This is a genomic window from Neptuniibacter sp. QD34_54, from assembly GCF_047778055.1.
Taxonomy (GTDB): Bacteria; Pseudomonadota; Gammaproteobacteria; order Pseudomonadales; family Balneatricaceae; genus Neptuniibacter.
On record NZ_CP180546.1, the window covers coordinates 1101925 to 1118530 of the forward strand.

Here is a 16606-nt window from a genome sequence, read left to right on the forward strand (position 1 = left end):
GAACATTCTCTGTGTAAGTGCTTTATACGGCAGCTATGTCGGTTGTTTGGGCTATGTCTGTGTACATCTTGTTCACGATTAGCCAACGGCCTTGTTCCTTTAGTAAACCTAAAAAATCGATATAAAAATAATCGAATAACGGGCATTCCAGTTTGACCATCGCTTGGTCTTGGATGATCTCGATAGACAGGATCTTAAAGTTAAATGGCTGTCCAAGTGACTTAGGGGTCGCTCGGGTTTTGACATCTTCTAGCCAGCGCTCTAGAGAGCGGAAATTACCTGGGCTTTTTAGCATGGCCGTTGGGTGAAATATCGCTTTCAGTTGGTCGCTGTTGCCCTGATACAAACCGGTAAAGTAAGTGTTGATGATGGACTGAATCATGGTGAAGTCATCATCTATTGCAGGGTTAGTTGTCATTTTCGGCCTCCATCAGCAGAGAATTTAAGGGGTCAGAGCCCTTTTTCTTGTTTGCTTTACACCTATTTTGGTGTGATATGGTTTTGAGAATTTAAGGGGTCAGAGCCCTTTTTCTTGTTTGCTTTACACCTATTTTGGTGTGATATGGTTTTGTGATCATTTTATCGGTTCAGGGAAGAAACGATGCCAAGGAAACCACGATTCTATTTGCCGGGTATTCCGGTTCATCTTGTACAGCGGGGCCATTCCCGTGAGCCTGTTTTCTTCGAAGCAGAAGATTACAATTAAAGGGGTCAGAGCCCTTTTTCTTGTTTGCTTTACACCTAGTTGGGTGTGATATGGTTTTGTGATCATTTTATCGGTTCAGGGAAGAAGCGATGCCAAGAAAACCACGATTCTATTTGCCGGGTATTCCGGTTCATCTTGTACAACGGGGCCATTCCCGTGAGCCTGTGTTCTTCGAAGCAGAAGATTATGCGACCTATGCGCATTGGCTAAAGGAAAGCAGTAAAAAATACGATGTAGCTATTCATGCCTTCGTTCTAATGACTAACCATATTCACATACTTGCAACTGCTGAGGTTAGTGAAAGCATCAGTCAGTTTATGCAGCTAATTGGTAAACATTATGTACCGTATCTAAATCAGAAATACGGCAGAAGCGGGTCTGCTTGGGAGGGACGTTATAAAGCTAGTCTTGTTCAAGAAGAGGGCTATTTCTTAAAGGTGATGCGTTATATAGAGCTAAATCCTGTCCGAGCGAACATGGTAGAACTACCTGGGCATTATCGTTGGTCTAGCTTTTGTCACAACATTGGTGATAGAGAGATAAGTTTCATTAAACCTCATTTTATCTATGAGGCGCTGGGAGCGAATAAGCAAGAAAGGAGTTTGGCATATCAACAGCTATTTACTTCGCTACTTGATGGTGAAGATATGAAGCGAATCAGAGAGTGTTGGAAAACCGGTACGCCCCTTGGAAACGATAAGTTCCGTGAAAAAGTTGAGCAGAGGCTTCAGTGTAAAGTTGGTACGACGAAAAGAGGTCGTCCACGTAGAGAGGTGATATAAAAAGGGCTCTGACCCCTTTATCGCTTTGGGCCGGTTTTTTTGTGGGTGGACGTTTTAAACGTCTTATCAGCTAAGGTTGGTATCTACAGAAGGATAAGGATTTAGATCAAAGGATAATGAGATAGGGGTGAAACTGTAGTTTTTTGTACTGGGAATGGTTGTAAGGGGTAGGGATACTGTTTTTTCAAAAACACACACAGAAATAGACAGTGCGACCATGTGCGAATTTCTGTGTCTCACTTGTCGTATTCTTAATTGCTAGCTATATCCCACCGCTGAGGGATCAAAAATGAAATTTGTTAATGGAAATAACAGTGCTGTTTTGTTTGGTATAGGTGGGGGATTAGTCACACTCGCTTCTTCATCGTGGATTAAATCTCAAAATATTACAGTTTTTACTCTTGAGTTATCTAGGCTGATTGAATTTATTGGCCTTTTTACATGTTTAGTTTCCGCTGGAGCTATAATCTTTTTATGCGGTAGATGGCTGATTTATAGGGTGGTTACATTGACTATTGAAGCAACTGATGACTTTATTGACCCAATTTATATATCAAAACCGGCTTCTCCTAATGAATTGAAGGATATCCATCAAATGGGAGAAGATCTTTTTGAGGGTGGTGTATCTTCAATCAAGAAAATGAAGGAGTGGCATAGCATCAACCCATACATTTTCCATGTTATTCGCAATATAAAGAAGGGCAGAAAGAGCAAAATAGAGGGCTACTTTTGTGTCATCCCGCTAAAAAAAGAGGCTTCAGATCTTTTAAGAAAAGGTGAGATCACTGGCAAGGATTTTACTACAAATCATATTGCTAGTCCGATGAAAGCCCCAAATGCAGTTTATGTTGGTGCTGTTGCAGCGGTTGGGTTTAAATCTCGCGGAGCATCTTTGCATAAATTACTTCAGTACATTCAAAATTTACGAAACAAGGGAACTACGGACGTATTTACAAGGCCGGTAACTCGTGACGGCATGCGCCTATGCAAAAAATTTGGATTTGAATGCATAGAATCGGACGGCGTAGTGAAAGATAAAATACATGTACTAAATGAGCTCTATTAGCTCACATGTAATGCTGCCTGACAATTTCCCCGTTGCGCTCTAATATTGCCGCATAACCCAGCATTGGGTGCATAAGAAGGATCACGGATATATATGGAATTCCCAAGTAAATTTGAGCTTCATTATTATCTTTCAGATGATAGCCATTCGATGAATGCTTTGGTGAGGAATAAGTGTGAGGCAGAGTTTATTGCTGTTGCTATAGAAGTGGCAGAGATACTTGGGGTCCATTTAGAACTGGATTGTGAAGCCTTACGAGAAGGCGGAATTCGTGAAATATGGAAAGCTCTTGGTGATAATAGTGCACAAATAGCTTTGGTTATATCTACCCTTGCGTTGATTTGGTCAGTTATTCCCAAAGCTGACCAAGAGCTTGTTCAACTGCAAAAAGAGGATTTACGTCTTTCTATAGAGCAGCGTAAGCGAGTACTCGGAAAAATTAAAGAAGATATAGAAAATAACAACGTAACATCTGAGACTATTAATTCTGCTAAGAAAGTTACTTCTAGGAGCTACAAAGTAGTAACGAGAAAGTCTAATTTCTATAAGGCACTTTCAACTTACGAGAAAGTTACTCAAGTTGGCTTTAGCGAATTAAACTCCATAGGAGATCCTCTTGCTGATGAAAAAATTATTTCTCGCCAAGAATTCCCCAAATTTATTATTACGTCTCAAGACCTTGAGCCTCGTAAAGATAGTTCCGCGTATATTGAAATTGTTGCCCCTGTACTAAAAGATGGTAAAGCTAAATGGAAAGGAATTTACGAGGGACAACCTATAAATTTCTCAATGAATGATAAAGAATTCAAAATAGCTGTAGCAGCTAAGCAGTTGTCATTTAAAAATGGTGATGGAATTCTATGTGTGTTACTTATTCACAAAAAAGTAGACGAGCTTGGTGAAATAGTAACTTCTGGGTATTCAGTAGATGTTGTTTTAGAGAACGTACATTCTGGTGTTTCCGGTGAAACTCCTCAGGGCAGAAGGTACCGTCACACCAAAAAAATGTCTGACAAACAAGGTGATATGTTTGATTCAGGCTGAATAGGATAAATGGGGTCAGAGTAAGTTTAAGATAAATGGGGTCAGAGTATAATTAAACTCTGTTTATCAGCGCCTTCCTAAACAATAAAACCGGCTATATGCCGGTTTTATTATGGTTGAACCCTAACGAACCTCACTATCGCTTTCTTCTCTCTGTGACAGTTTCGTAGCCTACACCCCAGTTATCTGTATTTACTTCGTCGATTACCACAAAGGTAGATTTAGGGTCTTTGTTTAGGACTTCTTGTAATAGCTTTGTGGTGCCTGCGATCAGGGCCTTTTTATCGGCTTGGGTGACGCCTTCATCGGTAATTTTGATATTCACGTATGGCATTTTATATTCTCTTGCTGATGCGTTGCTGGTCAGAGTATTCTCTGTTTAAGTGCTTTATACGGAAGCTAGGCTGGTTGTTGAGGCAATGTCCGTATACATCTTGTTCACGATTAACCAGCGGCCTTGTTCTTTTAGTAAGCCTAAAAAATCGATATAGAAATAATCGAATAGCGGGCATTCCAGTTTGACCATCGCTTGATCTTGGATGATCTCGATGGACAGGATCTTAAAGTCAAATGGTTGTCCAAGGGACTCCGGTGTAGCTCGGGTTTCGACATCTTGCAGCCATTTCTCTAGAGAGCGGAAATTACCTGGGCTTTTTAGCATTGCTGTTGGATGAAAGATCGCTTTTAGTTGGCTGCTATTGCCCTGATACAAACCGGTAAAATAGCTATTGATGATGGTACGAATCATCGTGAAGTCATCATCTATTGCAGGGTTAGTTGTCATTTTCGGCCTCCATTAGCAGGGCTTGCTTAAATGCAGGTCTTTCAATAACGCGGTTTAGCATGGCTGTGGTACGTGAACCCAGTTTTATCTCAACTGAAAAATACTCACCCCAACGTGAATAAACGGCCAGCATAATATCAGCCGCGGATACTGATTCTCCGCCGAGGTAGCTACGGTTTTCTAGTTGAGCTTCTACTGATTCCCATAAGGTACTGATGGCGTTAGCGGCGGCGTTTAAGGCTTTATCCTTCTCAGGCCCTTCGCCCATATTTTGAGAGATAAAGAAAAGTCTGCCGTAGGCGGGGTGCATTGTTGCATTGGCAAACATGATGTCCTGAATCGCTTTTTGCTGATCATTTTCGTCTTGAGGAAACAGCTGATTGGTTTTGGAGCGCAATAGGTAAAGCATGATGGCTGCACCTTCTGTCAGCGTTTTACCCTCATCTATAAGCACGGGCACATTACCCACAGGGTTTATTGCTGAGAAGTCAGTAATCTTATTTTTGTTAATCAGGGTGACAGACTCATCCATCTCTAACAAAACAGTCAGCGTCGCGAGTGAGCAGGCGTTGGGCAGGTAATACAAGGTGTACATAGGGTTCTCCTGATTAGGTCAGATCGTAAAAGACAGAATCAGAATAAATGACTTGCTAGGTTTCATATATATCTACAATATAAACGTACTGTTCACATATTGGAAACTACCATGGATAAACTTAGGGCAATGTCGCTGTTCATTCGCTTAGCAGAGCGGGGGAGCTTTACTGAAGTCGCTGAAGAGCTTGGCTTGTCTAAGTCGATGGTGAGTAAAGAGATCAGTCGGCTAGAGACTAAAATCGGCGCGCGGTTAATTCATCGATCTACCCGATCGTTACAGCTAACCACTATAGGCGAGGGCTACCTGCGCCATTGTCATGAGATTTTAGAGCGGATTGATGACGCTGAAAGCTTTGTGCAAGGGGCGCAGGATTTGCCCCGTGGGAAGTTAAAGATTAATGCGCCAATGGCATTGGGCATCTCGCACCTAAGCCAAGTTTTTGCAGACTTCATGCGTGAATACCCAGAAATCGAATTGGATATACATCTGGATGATGCCCCCGTTGATCTGATTGAAAATGGTTTCGATCTTGGCTTTAGAGCAGCGAGTCGTCCATTTGATTCCGGTTATGTCGGTAAACCGTTAATGGAATTTAGCTATAAGGTGTGTGCGTCTGAAGACTACCTGAAAGAACACGGCCCAATTACGACGGTTGAAGAGCTGTCGGAACATAACTGTTTTATCTATAGCTATTTTAGAGGTCAGGATATTTGGCCGCTTGGTGAGGGCGTAAAGGTCGGTGGTAATCTGCGTGTGAACAGCACGCCCTTTATGCTTGATGTCGTGAAAGGTGGCTTAGGCATTGGCTTTATTCCTGACTTTATTGCTGGCAATGCAATTCGCCAAGGGCAGGTTTTGGAACTGTTGAATAACGTAGAAAGACCGCGTTTAACCCTATACGCCATGTATCCGGCTAGGCGACTGACGCCACCTAAAATTAAGCTGTGTATTAACTTTTTAGAGCGTTGGTTTGAGGAAAACTGGGCCGGATAGATGAGAACTGAGTAAGGGATAATGCCTGAAAGGCAGCTTATTGATCAGTTATGGCTTTTATCAAGTGGGACAAAAACTAACCCACCCCAAGTTATCGTCTATCCTGAAACTAAGTGTTTGTTGCTAAAGCGGATTCAATAGCTCTTAGAGAAGGGTCGCCAATAATCTACTAAATGTACTGCTTCGCGACATCACCAACCATACAGTTTATACCGCTAGTTTAGGGTTAGTTATGCTTTTGACAAAATATACAGCCTTATGTCTATTCTTACTTTTCTCGGCTAATGCCATCTCGGATAAGTTAACGATCAGTGTTCAGGATTTCCCACCGTTTATTACTGTTGAGCAAGGCAGAGTAACAGGAGCTTTTGCGGAAATTGTAGAGAAAATTTCGGTTCATACTGAGATTGAAATCGAGATCCTTCTACACCCGAATCGGAGATCTAAGGCCCTCTTGAGGGAAGGCTACGTTAATGCAAACTTTCCTCTTGGTTGGAACGAGGAAAGAGATAAATGGTTATATTGGTCGTTGCCGTTGATGAGTACTGAATATGGCTTCTTTACCCGCACAAATGAGGATAAAGAATACAATTCCATTGAGTTATTTTCGGGTCTGAAGGTGGGTGTTTTTGGGCCTTCTAACACCTCTTATTCATTGGAACGATTAAGTAATAAGCTAGAGGAGCAGGGCCTTGAACCCATTAATGTGAAAATGCTACCCAATAGTAACGGTCAGAATCTAAAGAAGCTGGTGGCTAAAAGAATTGATGCCGTTTACTTGAACAGAGATTTGGGTGAGTACCAAATTAAAGAATTAGAGATTGTTGGGGCTGAGTATTTATTGGGTGTTGAGCAGATCAATTATTTCATCGGATTCTCAAAGGAGAATACCAGTAAAGACATAGTGGATAAGCTAAATGACAGTATTCGCTACCTGAAAGATAAAGGTGAAATAGGCACGATTTTAAGTACCTATAATATTCGAGCTGCACATGAAAATTGATTCTAAGCTGACCCCTCTAATCCAAATTGTTGCAAAAGAAATCTGATCCCACTGTAAAAGATGACTAACTCGAAAGATAAACCCCAATCAGAGATTTCTTCTCTTCAGTGACCGCTTCCTGCATCTCCAACATCTCTTCTTGTTTAATAGGGTTTTCCACATACTGATTGCAAAGTTCTAGCGCAGTATTGATCTTTTCCTCGTCAGCAAAGGCTATAGCATTAGCCATGTAGACGCAGAGTACAGTCGATTCTGGCGGATTAGTTTGATCCAGTTCGTGATGTTGTTTTACCGCGGTAGATAGAAGCTCGGGTAGGTTCCAGGAGCGGATCAATTCGGCACCGGCTTCTGTATGGTCAAAACCGATTAGATCTTGTTCTTGTTGTGGTATTTGGTTTGGCCAGATCTTTTGGATCTCTTCTAACTGATCTTTACAGGCTTGGGCGATAACGAGTTTACCAACATCGTGCAGAAGGCCAGCGATAAATAGCTCTTCTTGTTCCTTACGGTTAGCCCAGTATTTACCGAGTGTTTTAGCAGCTATGGCAACATGTAGGCTGTAGTCCCAGAATTCGTTGATTGCAAAGCCTGTTTCCCGAACATCTTCAAACTGTTTAACCACGCTAGAACCTAAAACTAGGTTTTTAAAGTCCTTTAGACCAACTAGAGAGATAGCATGCGAGATGGTGGATATCTGGCTTGGGAAGCCGTAAAAAGAGCTGTTAACAATCGCTAGCAGTTTGGTAGAGATACCCGCATCAAGTTTTACGATTTCGGCTAGCTCATTGTTGGTTGTTGTTGGCTGATCGATCTTTACTGTGATCTTTTGATAGATCGCTGGTAGAGAGATCACAGATTTGCAACGTAGAATTGCTTTATTCAGATCTTTGTTCATAGGTCGTATTCAGCCTGATTTAGTTAGCGCTCGAGCTGTTTCTGAATTAAGACAATAAATTCATCTTTAGGGATAGGTTTTGAGTAGTAATAACCTTGTCCAAAATCACAATTAAAGGCCTGTAGCATGGTTTGGTCTTTTTCCTCTTCAACCCCTTCTGCGATGGTGCTCATCTCCAAAGATTCAGCCAAAGTACAAAGCGTACGAACAATGGCTTTACTGGTTGGGTTTTCGGCCATAGTGGAGACAAACGAGCGGTCTATCTTGATGCTGTCGATTGGGAAGCGGTGAAGGTAGCTGAAACTGGAATAACCGGTGCCGAAGTCATCAAGTGCGATCTTACAGCCGAAACGTTTGAAATCTGTCAGTACCTGCGAGATGCGCAGAGGATCTGACATTAACAGAGTTTCAGTAATCTCAATCTTAAAGTTAGCGAGTTCTATATCGTTATCCAACAGATGATCGGTTAGTGCTTCAACTTGTGCATCGGTTTCAATTTGTCGACTAGAGAGGTTTACGCTAACAAAGAAGGGGTGATCTTTATCAGCAAGCTGGTTAAATTCCTTAACTGCTTGGTGCGCTTCGGAAAAGATCCAGTGGCCGATAGGTTCGATCAGGCCGGTTTCTTCTGCTAGGGCGATAAACTGAATGGGTGGTACTAGACCGCGATCGGGATCTTGCCAGCGGATAAGCGCTTCACAGCCGAGTATTAAACCTGTTTGTAGATCGACAATGGGTTGGTAGAACAGGCGAAGTTCATCATTATCTAAGGCTTCACGTAAGCGTTGCTCTTCAGTGACACGGCGAACGGCCATCTCGGTTTGTTCTTTGAGACGGTCGTTTTCTAATTTCGGTTTTACTTCGATGCTGTCAATTGAGCCGCCTGCTGAGACGGTATCAAAATGGCCTTTCATCTCTCGATAACGCTGTAGAACGATCTGCATCAGCAAGTTTACGGTTGGATCTGCAGTGCCAATTAAGCGGTGAATGTACTCTTTTGGAATAACGATCAACTCAGCATCACTTAATACGGTAGCTGTAGCTGTTCGAACACCGTCGTCGATCAGAGCCATCTCGCCGAGAATATCGCCGTGTTGAGCGATGGCAAAGCGAAGATCACGATCTTTAATTTTTGTAGAAACACCAACTAGACCACTATCTACAATATAGGCGCGGTCACCGGCTTCGCCTTCCTGAAATATCACAGCGCCAGCGGGTAGCTGAATTCGATAACCTTCAGTTTCCACAACGGGGTTCCTCTCTGGTCAACATTTATAGGCACGGTGCTTCTTAGAAGTTTAGCTTTTTAACTGCCAAACAATAGGACAGAGTCTATTTTTTATGGCGCTGGGTTCTTTATTAATAGGCTTGTTATAAATTCCCAGAGCAATAGTGGTATGTATCTAAGTAAGAGAAGGAATTTTTTTATAGTGGGGAAGTGGCGTTTACCCCTTAAGTTCTCCTCTCAAATATTTTGACAGGCTGGAAGTCACTCACAATACTTAACGTTATAGATGGCCGTATAACTGATATGGGTAATTGTAAAGGACTCACAAAATAGAAAGGTATGAACTCTGCATTTCAATCTTGTCTATCTAGCTCCCAATTATAGTCCATACGCCCTAAGGGCTTCCAACCCGAAAATCATTACTTTTTAGCTGGTTAGCCCTCACCATTTCACAGTGAAGTGATTCATTTTATATGAGGCACGACATGTTCCAGCTACTACATAAATTCAGCTTAATTTTCTTGCTCTTATCATTAATCACAGTAGCCCCAGCCACTTATGCTGAAACATTCAAAGTTGGATATTTCATCTCTCGAACGGCAGATGATATGTTTTACGGGCCTGTTGTTGGTTTTATGCAGGCTGCTGCTGATGACTTGGGTGTTGAATTACACATAATAGAAGCCAATGATGACCATTTATTAGGTCATGAGAAGGCGAGGGAACTACTGTTTCCAACTCCTCAACTCGACGCAATTATCGCTATTAGCGTTAAAGAAAGCGGCGCAAGAATTCTTAAACTTTCTGAACAGGCGGGCGTGCCTGTGCTCATCGAAAATTCAGCTATTTTGGATAAGGCCATAGGATCGCCTAGACAGTATTTTCAAAATTACATTGGTGAAATGCTTCCGGATGATGAAATGGCTGGCTACGAGTTAGCTAAATACCTGATACAACGTAGCAGTAAATCTTCTGAGGACGGTGCGGTGAATATGGTTGCGATTAGTGGCCCTTACGGTACCTCAGCCAGTATTCAACGAGAACGAGGCTTGCAACGAGCGATTGAAGAATATTCGAAAACAAATTTGCTCCAAATTGTGAGGGCTAATTGGGAAAGAGGCCGTGCACGTAGGACATTTAACAAGCTTATCCTGCGTTACCCCAATGTAGATGCAGTGTGGACAGCAAGTGACGGTATGGCGTTAGGTGTGTTTGATGCATTAACAACGCTCGCTCCAACATATAGGCAAAACATTCTTGTGGGCGGTGTTGATTGGTCTAGACAAGGCGTAGAGGGTGTTGACCTTAACCAGATTCAAGCCACTGCTGGAGGTCACTTTATGGAGGGCGCTTGGGCGTTGGTCGTTGTTTATGATTTTTTGAACGGCCATGACTTTATGGATAGTGAAGGGCTTAAGATGAAAACAAATATGAGCTTGATTACGAAAGAAAGTTTTGAAGATTATGCTCCTCTGATTGAAAAAAATAATTGGAAGAAAATTAACTTTAAATCGTTTTCTAAAACCCATAACCCTGAAATAACGCAATATAATTTTGAACTCAAGGCCGTATTAGATGCGCTTGATTTAGAGCCGTAATATTCGATTTAAGGTAGTTCATTCCTCTTAATATCTAGTCTCAATGCTTATCTGCTTGAACTCATTGTTTGCAGTATTGAAGGCAGTAAAATTCAGTGTCTAGACTCTATTTCACTTCTATAGTGAAACTCCGTAAGATCCTGATTTTCAAAACTCTTCAATATTTGAGCTTTACCTATGACCGAACCTGATCCCAAGAAAGTTAAGTCCTTTGCTACCGCTGAAGAGTTGGGGCAATGGTTGCGAGATAACCATGCCTCTGAAACTGAGTTATGGGTAAATATCTATAAAAAGAAAAGCGCTATTCCGAGCGTGACTTGGGATGATGTAGTGATTGAGTCGCTGTGTTGGGGGTGGATCGACGGCATTAAAAAGTCGATTGATGAACAAGCTTACCTGCAACGGATTACACCAAGGAAAGCGAAAAGTGTGTGGTCGAAACGAAACCGAGATCATGCCGAGCGTTTGATTAGTGAAGGTCGTATGACTGAATCGGGGATGGTCCAAGTCAATACGGCTAAAGCTGATGGTCGCTGGGAAAATGCTTATACCGCCAGCGAAATGGAAGTGCCTGAGGATTTCATTAAAGCGCTAGAAAGTAACCTAGAGGCGAAAGCGTTTTATGAAACGCTGACTAAATCTAGACGTTATGTCATCGCGCATGGTTTAGATAGCGCTAAGAGACCAGAGACTCGCCAACGTCGATTTGATAAGTATATGGATGCGCTTACTCGTGGTGAGTATCCATAATTATTATTGGCGAGAATATTCTGGAATTGTTGGGTTACGCTTCGCAAATTACGCCTACGTGGTAGATTTACTATTAAGTAGGGTGCAATAACGAAGTGTATTGCACCCTGTTGTGACCTAGGGGGATCGATTTTTTGGGTTACGCTTCGCTAACCCAACCTACAACCTGCCTAGCAACTAAATTAAGCCCTTAGTTCTGAGACCAAGTGGTTAAGCTGAAGTAACTCACTACTTACTTCTTTATTTATATTAGAGGTCTGGTTGGCGCTGTCATTGGTGCTGTTAGCGTAAAGCGAAATGCTTGAAAGGCTGGCATGGATCTCTTTTACCACTGCCGACTGTTCTTCAGCTGCTGCGGCAATTTGCGTATTCATGGCAGCCATTCCTTCTACTGCTGCAGATGCCTCTTCTAGTTCAGCAGCGGTATGGTTGGCTTGTTGGATACAGTGGCCAGCATTCTCTTGGCCTTTTTGCATCACAGAGATCGCACTATTAGTTGCTGATTGTAGGTTCTCTAGCAGTTCTTGAATGTCCTCAGTGGATGATTGAGTACGTTGAGAAAGAGTGCGTACTTCATCGGCTACTACCGCAAAGCCTCGGCCTGATTCGCCCGCACGTGCTGCTTCGATCGCGGCGTTAAGAGCAAGTAGGTTGGTTTGTTCTGCGATGCCGCGGATATCGTCTAGCACTTCACTGATTCGGTTTGTTTCGGTAGCTAGAGAGTTAAGCTGAGTGGCAGCGCTTTCGACATTGATATTGAGCTGTTCGATCGCTTGCTGATTTTGCTTAGCGATTCCAGAACCAGATTGAACTTTTTCTAGCACTCCTTGGCCAAGTTCTGCTGCATGATCGGTCGATTGCGCAATCTCAGTGATACTGCCTGACATCTGCTCGGCAGCAGTAGCAGTTTGTTCTGTTTCGCGTTTTTGTTGTTCAACTTGGTCGCGGGTAGCGTCCATCAAGACAATCGACTGTTCAGATCGTTGAACCAGTTGCGTTGATGTCGATCGGATAGTCATCACCATCTTACCCAGCTTCTCCATCAAGCGGTTAAACGCTGCGGCCGCTTCAGCCGTTTCGTCTTGACCGCTTACGGGTAGGCGTACAGTCAGGTCGCCATCACCATCGGAGATCTCTTTTAGACGATCACGCATATTGCTCACAGGGCCAGTAATTGCACGAGAGATCATCAAGGCTAGGGAAACACCCAAAATAAGTGCGACCACAAAGATAATCATAATCAGCTTTTGTGCTTTAAGCTCGTCGTGCTCGGCACGCTGTGTGGCTTCAAGCGTGAAGGCTTGAATCTGATCAAGCGCATCAATCAGTTCATGATCAATTTTATCTTCGAGTTCAATAATATGGTCGGCTGAAGCAATAGCAGATGCCGCGTATCCATCTTTGACCTTTTGGAATAACGATAGAGCTAACTCGTCGTATTCGGCGTGATTTTTGTCTATGTCCAAAATGGTTGTCAGTAAGGATTCAAATTGCTCTTTGGTTTCTGCGCTATGTGCCTTGGTAATTGCATGCTCAAGCAGCTCTTCTAGTTGCTTGAACTCCTGATCTACTTTATCAGCCAAAGAGTTAAATGCTTTTGTCGTTGTTAGCATCTCTTGTGAACGATCGTCGCCGTACTTTATTGCGGTTGCGTAAGAGAGGCTACGCTCAAAAAGAATGGCTTGCTCTAGTTGATGCTGAGCCACTTTTGAAAGCATATTGGTTATAGGTAGGTCTTCTTCTGCTACTTCGATTAACTCGATACCAATCTTGTTCATCTGGTATGTAGCGACACCACCAAGGGTGAGAATAAGTATTAAGTTGATCCCCGCGAACAGGGCTATCCGCGAAGAAATTTTGAGTGAGCTAAGCAACATCTAAATGCGCTCCCATTCTTAATTATGCACTTGTGAATTTTTTGTAACTTTATAATTTATATAAACCTTGTTTTATGTATGGTTTAAGTAGTGTTAAATCATTATAAAACATAGGCTTATTAGCTTTTTAGCTGTTTTGAATATAACAGAATAATTGTTGCAAAATGCGTAGTTTTACAAAGAAACCTATATTTTTTATTAGTTTTTTAGCAATTAATTAGAATGGTTTTTACGGTGCACTAAGAAGGTGCGATTTTCTGGGGCTAGGTCGGGGATCTTGCTCAAGTTTGGTGCTGTAGATTGTCATTGGTAGAGGGTTTTGTGGGTGTTGCTCTAAAACTGAAATAGGCTTTGGATGCATATTTGATGATCCTAGGTAAATTCCTGTTCCCGTTCTCAGCCTTTGTGTTTCTTTAGTTAGCTTATTGATGAAGAATAATCGCTAAATATAAAGCCTTTGTGCGACTGCGTAATTGATTTTGGTTATTGGTTGATGGAGCAAGGTGAATATATTGAATCTTATTGTCCTTGGATGGTTTAAGATCGTTTATCCCAGTTGTTGTTAGCCAGAAAGCAAAGGGTTTATGAAAGATATAAAGCTATCTCAAGATCAAAAAAATCGCATGGTGAGTAAGATTAAGCGTTATTTTACTGAGGAGCTGGATCAGGATATTGGCGGTTTTGAAGCAGAGTTTTTGATCGAGTTCTTTGCTAAAGAGATTGGGCCTCATTTTTATAATCAAGCCTTAGCTGATGCAAACCGCGTATTTGTGGAAAAAGTTGAGGATGCGAGTTACTTGGTTCAAGAGCTTGAGAAACCGACTCCTTAATTAATACTTAGACAAGTTCTATTCATTGTGTCGTTTGGATTAGGTCTAAAATGAAAGCATGAAATACGTATCCATTTTCTTTTCTCTTTTTCTATTGCTTCAGGGCTCCGCTAGGGCTGAGAGCTCGTTAGTAGAAGAACCAAAATCTCTATCTTCTGAAAGCCACGAGCTAATAGTTGTTAGGACTATTGGCTTTCCCCCTTATGGCATTGAAGGCCCTTCGAGCACGGGAGGTATCTATTATGAGATGGCAAATAAATTAATCGAACAGGCTGGCTATCATCCTGAAAACTCAGTAGCGCCGTACAGTCGAATAATCAGGGAGCTTAAGTCAGGCAAAGCTGATATGACTATCATGTTCAAATATGAAGAGTTAAAAGATCATGTAATCTATGTAGCTCCTTTACCTGCTTTGCCAACCGTAGTGATTGGATTGAAGGGAACTGTATTTGAATCGGTTGAGAGTTTAAAAGGCAAGGAGCTTGCTTATCTGCGAGGGGCTAAGTTCAGTGAACAAATTGATAATGACCCTGAGATTAGAAAGTACAGCACAGTTGATTTTGTACAAGGCGTTAAAATGCTCAAAAGGGGACGAGTTGATGGCATTATCGGACCGATCGATCCTATTTTAAGCGCAGCTAAACAACTCAATGATGACTTTAGTTTGTTTGGCAAACCGCTGGTGGTCAAAGAAAATACCCCTTGGGTACAAATCTCGAAAAAGAGTAAAGCTAAGTTGTCTATTGATAAGCTGAATGAAGCCTATAAGAAGCTTCAATCGCAAAATACATTAGAAGCGCTTAGAGACAAATACTTATAAATTCAGATTTTCCCTTCTAACTGGCATTCAGTCAGTAGGATGCAATAACGAAGTGTATCGCACCATGTTTTGAACTTATTCTCGTTGATTTTTTTGGGTTACGCTTCGCTAACCAAACCTACTGGACTGGCCCCTATACCTATGGTTGATTGTTTTTTGTTCATAACCACGTGATATTGTGTTTATTCAATTTGCCTAAATGAGCGGAAGCTCACTTATTCAAAAAGATGGGACAACGATAAGCCGGTAGTTAATTTCTGCGTGAAGTTACGGGCGATATAACAATATGGGGAATGATCAATCATGACTAAAGAAGTTGTAGTTCTTAGTGCTGTACGTTCAGCAATCGGTGCATTCGGCGGAAGCCTAAGTACTATGGAGCCGGCTGAGCTGGCAGGTCAGGTAATGAAGGAAGCGGTTAATCGTTCAGGTGCTGATCCAGAGAAAATTAATTATGTAACTGTAGGTAACTGTATTCCTACGGAATCTCGCTACGCTTATGTTGCGCGTGTTGCTGCGATTCAGGCTGGCCTGCCGATGGAATCTGTAGCGATGTCGGTTAACCGTCTATGTTCTTCTGGTTTACAGGGGATTGTGACTACTGCTCAGCAGATCATGCTAGGTGATTGCGATTACGGTATCGGTGGCGGTGTTGAGGTGATGTCTCGCGGTGCTTACCTATCCACAGCGATGCGTTCTGGTGCTCGCATGGGTGAAACCACAATGCTGGATTCTATGGTATCTGTACTGACTGATCCATTTGGTGCTGGTCACATGGGTATCACTGCTGAGAACTTGGCAGAGAAGTGGGATATCAGCCGTGAAGATCAAGATGAGCTAGCTGCTGAATCGCAACGTCGTGCGGCTGTTGCGATTGAAGAAGGTCGCTTTAAGTCTCAGATCGTACCTATCGTGCAGAAAACACGTAAAGGCGAAGTTGTATTCGATACTGACGAGCATGGTAAGCCAGGCACTACTGCTGAGAAACTGGCAGGTATGCGCCCAGCATTTAAGAAAGACGGTACGGTAACGGCGGGTAACGCATCGGGTATCAACGATGGTGCAGCGTTCTTCGTATTGGCGTCTGCTGAAGCCGCTGAAGCTGCCGGTCAAAAGCCGATCGCTAAGATTAAGTCTTACGCGGTTGCAGGTGTATCCAACGAGATTATGGGTGAAGGCCCAATTCCAGCAACTAAGCTCGCTTTGCAAAAAGCAGGTTTGAGCTTGGATGATATGGATGTGATCGAGTCTAACGAAGCGTTTGCAGCTCAAGCGATTGCGGTAGCTAAAGGCCTAGGTTTGGATATGCAGAAAACCAACCCGAATGGTGGTGCCATTGCATTAGGTCACCCAGTAGGTTGTTCTGGTGCATTCATTGCGACTAAGGCTGTCTACGAGCTTGAACGTATCGAAGGTAAGTACGCACTGGTAACTATGTGTATCGGTGGCGGTCAGGGTATCGCGGTAATCTTTGAGCGAGTTTAATCATCTCTGATTAGATAGCTTATACCTTATACCTTACATCCGGTTTAGTTATCGGGTGTAAGGTTTTTTTATCACTGTTTAACGCAATTCATTCCCTTTAAATATCTCTTTCCTTATTTCTTCTCTACCCGTCACTATTCCTAACGC

General features: G+C 42.5%; 17 protein-coding genes. 10 read left to right on the forward strand and 7 right to left on the reverse strand.

The annotated features are described in order from the left end of the window. Positions 1-22: 22 nt before the first annotated feature. Positions 23-418, reverse strand: coding sequence for a nuclear transport factor 2 family protein (locus ACMXYP_RS04845; RefSeq protein ID WP_415883886.1), 396 nt, complete (start codon positions 416-418; stop codon positions 23-25). 377 nt (positions 419-795) lie between these two features. Here ACMXYP_RS04845 and ACMXYP_RS04850 point away from each other — a divergent pair, with 377 nt between their 5' ends. The 3 genes from ACMXYP_RS04850 to ACMXYP_RS04860 all read left to right on the forward strand — a co-directional run bounded on the left by ACMXYP_RS04850 (position 796) and on the right by ACMXYP_RS04860 (position 3598). After that, on the forward strand, positions 796-1488 hold the full coding sequence (locus tag ACMXYP_RS04850) for a transposase (protein ID WP_415883887.1): 693 nt from the start codon (positions 796-798) through the stop codon (positions 1486-1488). Positions 1489-1777: 289 nt separating this feature from the next. Continuing rightward, positions 1778-2554, forward strand: a complete 777-nt coding sequence (locus tag ACMXYP_RS04855) for a hypothetical protein (protein ID WP_415883888.1) — start codon at positions 1778-1780, stop codon at positions 2552-2554. A gap of 93 nt (positions 2555-2647) precedes the next feature. Next, positions 2648-3598, forward strand: coding sequence for a hypothetical protein (locus ACMXYP_RS04860; protein WP_415883889.1), 951 nt, complete (start codon positions 2648-2650; stop codon positions 3596-3598). 136 nt (positions 3599-3734) lie between these two features. Here ACMXYP_RS04860 and ACMXYP_RS04865 read toward each other — a convergent pair whose 3' ends face one another. The 3 genes from ACMXYP_RS04865 to ACMXYP_RS04875 are packed head-to-tail and all read right to left on the reverse strand — an operon-like array spanning position 3735 to position 4977. Beyond that, positions 3735-3932 (reverse strand): tautomerase family protein, encoded by a 198-nt coding sequence (locus tag ACMXYP_RS04865; protein WP_415883890.1) that lies wholly within the window; start codon positions 3930-3932, stop codon positions 3735-3737. Positions 3933-3986: 54 nt separating this feature from the next. Next, positions 3987-4382, reverse strand: coding sequence for a nuclear transport factor 2 family protein (locus ACMXYP_RS04870; RefSeq protein WP_415883891.1), 396 nt, complete (start codon positions 4380-4382; stop codon positions 3987-3989). Continuing rightward, positions 4372-4977, reverse strand: coding sequence for a glutathione S-transferase family protein (locus ACMXYP_RS04875; protein WP_415883892.1), 606 nt, complete (start codon positions 4975-4977; stop codon positions 4372-4374). Before ACMXYP_RS04875 ends, ACMXYP_RS04870 begins: the two co-directional genes overlap by 11 nt. A 111-nt stretch (positions 4978-5088) precedes the next feature. Here ACMXYP_RS04875 and ACMXYP_RS04880 point away from each other — a divergent pair, with 111 nt between their 5' ends. Both ACMXYP_RS04880 and ACMXYP_RS04885 read left to right on the forward strand, forming a co-directional pair. Then, positions 5089-5973 carry a LysR family transcriptional regulator gene (locus tag ACMXYP_RS04880; protein ID WP_415883893.1) on the forward strand — a complete coding sequence of 295 codons (885 nt, stop codon included), beginning with the start codon at positions 5089-5091 and terminating at the stop codon, positions 5971-5973. Between the two features lie 232 nt (positions 5974-6205). Further along, positions 6206-6976, forward strand: a complete 771-nt coding sequence (locus ACMXYP_RS04885) for a substrate-binding periplasmic protein (RefSeq protein ID WP_415883894.1) — start codon at positions 6206-6208, stop codon at positions 6974-6976. 64 nt (positions 6977-7040) lie between these two features. Here the strand turns inward: ACMXYP_RS04885 and ACMXYP_RS04890 are convergent, their stop codons facing one another. Then, entirely contained in the window at positions 7041-7871 is an 831-nt protein-coding gene (locus ACMXYP_RS04890; RefSeq protein ID WP_415883895.1) for an HDOD domain-containing protein, read from the reverse strand. A gap of 23 nt (positions 7872-7894) precedes the next feature. Continuing rightward, the gene (locus tag ACMXYP_RS04895) at positions 7895-9118 is read right to left on the reverse strand and encodes an EAL domain-containing protein (protein WP_415883896.1); all 1224 of its coding nucleotides are present in this window, start codon (positions 9116-9118) and stop codon (positions 7895-7897) included. A 466-nt stretch (positions 9119-9584) separates the two neighbouring features. Here ACMXYP_RS04895 and ACMXYP_RS04900 point away from each other — a divergent pair, with 466 nt between their 5' ends. After that, on the forward strand, positions 9585-10697 hold the full coding sequence (locus ACMXYP_RS04900) for an ABC transporter substrate-binding protein (protein ID WP_415883897.1): 1113 nt from the start codon (positions 9585-9587) through the stop codon (positions 10695-10697). A 177-nt stretch (positions 10698-10874) separates the two neighbouring features. Then, positions 10875-11447 carry a YdeI/OmpD-associated family protein gene (locus ACMXYP_RS04905; protein ID WP_415883898.1) on the forward strand — a complete coding sequence of 191 codons (573 nt, stop codon included), beginning with the start codon at positions 10875-10877 and terminating at the stop codon, positions 11445-11447. Between the two features lie 182 nt (positions 11448-11629). On the opposite strand, the gene ACMXYP_RS04910 is transcribed toward ACMXYP_RS04905, so the two are convergent. Then, a complete protein-coding gene (locus ACMXYP_RS04910; RefSeq protein ID WP_415883899.1) occupies positions 11630-13324 on the reverse strand; it encodes a methyl-accepting chemotaxis protein in 1695 nt (564 codons plus the stop codon). Between the two features lie 584 nt (positions 13325-13908). Between ACMXYP_RS04910 and ACMXYP_RS04915 the strand changes: the two genes are divergently transcribed. From ACMXYP_RS04915 to ACMXYP_RS04925, 3 genes are all read left to right on the forward strand, one after another. After that, the gene (locus tag ACMXYP_RS04915; RefSeq protein WP_415883900.1) at positions 13909-14154 is read left to right on the forward strand and encodes a DUF2164 domain-containing protein; all 246 of its coding nucleotides are present in this window, start codon (positions 13909-13911) and stop codon (positions 14152-14154) included. Between the two features lie 58 nt (positions 14155-14212). Further along, positions 14213-14974: a substrate-binding periplasmic protein gene (locus ACMXYP_RS04920; RefSeq protein ID WP_415883901.1), complete on the forward strand. Its 762-nt coding sequence runs from the start codon at positions 14213-14215 to the stop codon at positions 14972-14974. A 303-nt stretch (positions 14975-15277) separates the two neighbouring features. Next, a complete protein-coding gene (locus ACMXYP_RS04925; RefSeq protein WP_415883902.1) occupies positions 15278-16459 on the forward strand; it encodes an acetyl-CoA C-acyltransferase family protein in 1182 nt (393 codons plus the stop codon). Positions 16460-16606: the final 147 nt, after the last annotated feature.

Excerpts from the sequence above, each read along its gene's own strand:
- ACMXYP_RS04845 (WP_415883886.1), bottom strand. The coding sequence starts at position 418 with ATGACAACTAACCCTGCAATAGATGATGACTTCACCATGATTCAGTCC.
- ACMXYP_RS04850 (WP_415883887.1), top strand. The coding sequence starts at position 796 with ATGCCAAGAAAACCACGATTCTATTTGCCGGGTATTCCGGTTCATCTT.
- ACMXYP_RS04855 (WP_415883888.1), top strand. The coding sequence starts at position 1,778 with ATGAAATTTGTTAATGGAAATAACAGTGCTGTTTTGTTTGGTATAGGT.
- ACMXYP_RS04860 (WP_415883889.1), top strand. The coding sequence starts at position 2,648 with ATGGAATTCCCAAGTAAATTTGAGCTTCATTATTATCTTTCAGATGAT.
- ACMXYP_RS04865 (WP_415883890.1), bottom strand. The coding sequence starts at position 3,932 with ATGCCATACGTGAATATCAAAATTACCGATGAAGGCGTCACCCAAGCC.
- ACMXYP_RS04870 (WP_415883891.1), bottom strand. The coding sequence starts at position 4,382 with ATGACAACTAACCCTGCAATAGATGATGACTTCACGATGATTCGTACC.
- ACMXYP_RS04875 (WP_415883892.1), bottom strand. The coding sequence starts at position 4,977 with ATGTACACCTTGTATTACCTGCCCAACGCCTGCTCACTCGCGACGCTG.
- ACMXYP_RS04880 (WP_415883893.1), top strand. The coding sequence starts at position 5,089 with ATGGATAAACTTAGGGCAATGTCGCTGTTCATTCGCTTAGCAGAGCGG.
- ACMXYP_RS04885 (WP_415883894.1), top strand. The coding sequence starts at position 6,206 with ATGCTTTTGACAAAATATACAGCCTTATGTCTATTCTTACTTTTCTCG.
- ACMXYP_RS04890 (WP_415883895.1), bottom strand. The coding sequence starts at position 7,871 with ATGAACAAAGATCTGAATAAAGCAATTCTACGTTGCAAATCTGTGATC.
- ACMXYP_RS04900 (WP_415883897.1), top strand. The coding sequence starts at position 9,585 with ATGTTCCAGCTACTACATAAATTCAGCTTAATTTTCTTGCTCTTATCA.
- ACMXYP_RS04905 (WP_415883898.1), top strand. The coding sequence starts at position 10,875 with ATGACCGAACCTGATCCCAAGAAAGTTAAGTCCTTTGCTACCGCTGAA.
- ACMXYP_RS04910 (WP_415883899.1), bottom strand. The coding sequence starts at position 13,324 with ATGTTGCTTAGCTCACTCAAAATTTCTTCGCGGATAGCCCTGTTCGCG.
- ACMXYP_RS04915 (WP_415883900.1), top strand. The coding sequence starts at position 13,909 with ATGAAAGATATAAAGCTATCTCAAGATCAAAAAAATCGCATGGTGAGT.
- ACMXYP_RS04920 (WP_415883901.1), top strand. The coding sequence starts at position 14,213 with ATGAAATACGTATCCATTTTCTTTTCTCTTTTTCTATTGCTTCAGGGC.
- ACMXYP_RS04925 (WP_415883902.1), top strand. The coding sequence starts at position 15,278 with ATGACTAAAGAAGTTGTAGTTCTTAGTGCTGTACGTTCAGCAATCGGT.